2 protein-coding genes are annotated in these 3,874 nt (G+C 63.8%); both read left to right on the top strand.

What is annotated here, in order from left to right:
• The first annotated feature begins 1 nt into the window (after position 1).
• Positions 2 to 2,050 carry a hydantoinase/oxoprolinase family protein gene (locus FHS49_RS19385; RefSeq protein ID WP_184022281.1) on the top strand — a complete coding sequence of 683 codons (2,049 nt, stop codon included), beginning with the start codon at positions 2 to 4 and terminating at the stop codon, positions 2,048 to 2,050.
• A gap of 19 nt (positions 2,051 to 2,069) precedes the next feature.
• On the top strand, positions 2,070 to 3,874 hold a 1,805-nt coding region (locus tag FHS49_RS19380; RefSeq protein WP_184022278.1), incomplete at its 3' end, for a hydantoinase B/oxoprolinase family protein.

The raw sequence follows: 3,874 nt of genomic DNA, 5'->3' as shown, positions 1-3,874 counted from the left end.
TATGACATATCGTCTTGGTGTTGATGTTGGCGGGACGTTCACGGATTTGTTGTTGTTTGAGGCGGAGTCTGGTTCGTTTTGGCGGCATAAGACGCCCTCGACGCCGCATGACAGTTCGGTGGGGATATTGAGCGGGGTGGAGGCGATCTGTGCGCAGGCGGGGATCGTGCCGGCGGATGTGGAGATATTCCTGCACGGGACGACGGTTGCGACCAATGCGGTGCTTGAGGGCAAGGGCGCGCGCGTGGGTCTGATCGTGACGCAGGGCTATCGCCAGATCATGCAGATCGCGCGCAGCTTCGTGCCGGGCGGGCTGGCGGGGTGGATCGTGTGGCCCAAGCCCGAGCCGCTGGCGAAGCTGGAGGACACGTTCGAGATCAAGGGGCGGATGACCGCGCAGGGGCGTGAACTGCGCCCGATCGACGATGACGATATCCGCGCGCAGCTTGAAAAGCTCAAAGCGCAGGGCGTCGAGGCGCTGACGGTGTCGCTGATGAACGCCTATCTGAACGGCGCGCACGAGAAGCGCGTGGGGGAATTGGCGGCCGAGATCATGCCCGATGTGCCGATTTCGCTCAGCCATATCGTGCTGCCCGAGATGCAGGAATATGAGCGCACGCTGACCACGGTGGCCAATGCGGCGGTGCGGCCGATCGTGGGGCGCTATGTGCGCAATCTGCGTGATAAATTGCGCGGTGCGGGGATGGCGGGCAAATTGAGCCTGTTGCGTTCGGATGGCGGGCTGATGACCTCGGAGAAATCCGAGGAGCATCCGGTGTCGCTGTTGATGTCGGGGCCGGCGGGCGGCGTGACCGGCGCGATCTGGGTGGGCAAGAATGCGGGGATGAAGAACATCCTGACGCTGGATGTGGGCGGCACCTCGACCGATGTGGCGCTGATCGAGAATCTGGAGGCGCGCCGCGTGCGCACCACCGAGGTGGGGCATCTGTCGGTGCGCGCCTCGGCGCTGGACGTGAAGACGGTGGGCGCGGGCGGCGGCTCGATCGCTTATGTGCCCGCGCTGACCGGGGCGCTCAGGGTCGGTCCGCAATCGGCGGGCGCGGTGCCGGGGCCGGTGGCTTATGGCAAGGGCGGCACGCTGCCGACGGTGACGGATGCCAATGTGGTGCTGGGCTATCTGCCCGAGGCGCTTTTGGGCGGCACGTTCAAGCTGGACCGCGAAGGCGCGACCAAGGCGGTGCAGACGATCGCGGACGCGCTGGGGATCGATCTCTATGCGGCGGCGCGCGGGATCATCGATATCGTGAACGAGAATATGTTCGGCGCGCTGCGCATGATCTCGGTGCAGCAGGGCTATGATCCGCGCGATTTCGCGCTGATGGGCTTTGGCGGCGCGGGGCCGCTGCATGTGAATGCGGTGGCGCGGCTGATGGGAAGCTGGCCCGCGGTGTCGCCGGTCAGCCCGGGCGTGCTGTGTGCGCTGGGCGATGCGACCACGCGGATGCGCACCGAAAGCGCGCGCAGCTTTTCCAAGCTGGCACCGCAGACGACGCTGGACGAGTTGAAGACCGCGCTGGCGGAGATGGCCGCCCAGACGCGGGCCGAGCTGGAAGCCGAGGGGATCGCGCCCGACGATGTGACGATCCTGTTCGAGATCGACGTGCGCTATTCGGGCCAGGCGTTCGAGGTGCCGATGGAGGTGACGCTCGACGAACTGGCGGAGAAGGGGATCGACTGGCTGACCGGCCGGTTCGACGACGAGCATCGCCGTCTGTTCACCTTCAACATGGACAGCGCACACGAGATCGTGAACCTGCGCGCCGTGGCGATGGGCCAGGCGCTCGATCTGCCCGCCGCGCAATTGCCCAAGGGCAATGGCGATCCGTCCGAGGCGAAATTGCGCGATCACGAACTGTGGATGAACGGCGCGATGCAGAAGGCGGTGATCTACGACCGGGCCAAGCTCAAACAGGGCGACATCATCCCCGGCCCGGCGATCGTGATCGAGATGGATTCCACCACCCTGATCGAGCTGGGCTGCACCGCAATGGTCGACGCCGTCGGCAACATCCTCATCAACCTCGCCTGATCGAGAGAGGGAACACATCATGTCCGCACGGATCATCCAGAATAACCCAACGCCCTTCGCCAGGATCGCGATCGACCCCGTCACGCTCGACATCATCGAGAATGCGCTGCGCAACGCGCGCGTCGAGATGGACGCCACGCTGGTGCGCACCGCCATGTCGCCGGGCATTCGCGAACAGGGTGACGCCTTTCCGCTGATCGCCGATCACAAGGGGCGCATGATCGTGGGCCAGTTCGGCTCCTATATCGGCCCGTTCCTCGAAGGCTATGAAGGCACTGTGGAGGAGGGCGACATGATCCTGCTCTCCGATCCCTATTCGGTGGGGGGGGCTGTCAGCCATTGCAACGACTGGCTGGTGCTCTTGCCGGTGTTCAAGGACGGACGCCTGATCGCCTATACCTCGATGTTCGGCCATCAGTCCGATATCGGCGGCAAGGTGCCCGGATCGATGCCGATCGACGCCACCTCGATCTTCCAGGAAGGCGTGCGCATCCCGCCGATCAAGATCTACAAGCAGGGCCAGTATAATGAGGATCTGATCACGCTGATCATGCACCAGGTCCGCACGCCCGATTGGTGCCGGGCGGATCTGAACGCGCTGATCGCCTCCTGCCGGGTGGCCGCGCGCCGCGTGGTGGAAATGGCCGGGCGCTTTGGCGACGATGTGTTCGTCTCGGCCTGCGAGGAATTGCTGGCGCGCAACCACAAGGCGATGAAGCAGCTCATCGACACCGCGATCAGCGAAGAGAAGGTGAGCTTCGAGGATTATATCTGCGACGATGGCATGGGCTTTGGCCCCTATAAGATCAAATGCACGATGTGGCGCGAGAATGGCCGGGTGGTGCTGGATTTTGACGGCACCGATCCGCAATCGCAGGCTTCGATCAACTTTTTCCTCAACGAAAACATGATGCGCATGTTCTTTGGCATCTACATGATCATGATCTTCGATCCGCAGATCCTGTTCAACGATGGCTATTATGATCTGATCGACGTGCGCATCCCCGAAGGATCGCTGCTCAAGCCGCGCTTTCCTGCAGCATTGTCGGGCCGCACCCATGCGCTGGGCCGCATGTTCGATATATTGGGCGGGCTGCTCGGCCAGAAGACGCCCGAGTTCCTCACCGCGGCGGGCTTTTCCTCAAGCCCGCATCTGTTCTATTCGGGCACCGACAAGGCGGGCGACTATTTCCAGCTCTTCCAGATCGGCTTTGGCGGCATTCCGGGCCGGCCGCTGGGCGACGGGCCGGACGGGCATTCGCTCTTCCCCAATTTCACCAACGTCCCCAACGAGTTTCTGGAGCGCTATTTCCCGCTGATCATCGAACGCTACGAGACCGTGGCCGACAGCGGCGGCGCGGGGCTTCACCGCGGCGGCAACGGCATCATCATGAGCTACCGCTTCCTCGAGGGCGGGATGATCGCGATCCATGATGATCGCTGGTTCGTGCCGCCCTGGGGCGTGAATGGCGGCAAGCCCGGCGCGCGCGCGACCAAGATCATCGAAAAGCCCGATGGCACCAGGACGATCGTGGGCAATAAGGTGGAAGACCTCAAGGTCGAGGCCGATGACGTGCTGCACTTCATCACCTGGGGCGGCGGCGGCTGGGGCGATCCGCTCGATCGCGATCCAGCGCTGATCGCCAAGGAGATCACGCAAGGCCTGGTCACCGCGGAAGGCGCCAAGGCTTACGGCGTGGTCATCGCCGCCGACGGTGCGGTCGATGACGCTGCGACCACCGCGCTGCGCAATACCCTGCGCACAGACCGCGGCACGATCGACGTGTTCGACTTCGGCCCCACCATGGAAAACCTCCGCGCCAA

It is taken from the genome of Sphingobium boeckii, assembly GCF_014199215.1.
Lineage (GTDB): Bacteria > Pseudomonadota > Alphaproteobacteria > Sphingomonadales > Sphingomonadaceae > Sphingobium_A > Sphingobium_A boeckii.
This window is presented reverse-complemented; position numbering and strand designations above follow the sequence as displayed.

Coding starts and splice junctions, on each gene's coding strand:
- FHS49_RS19385 (WP_184022281.1), top strand. CDS start 2: ATGACATATCGTCTTGGTGTTGATGTTGGCGGGACGTTCACGGATTTG.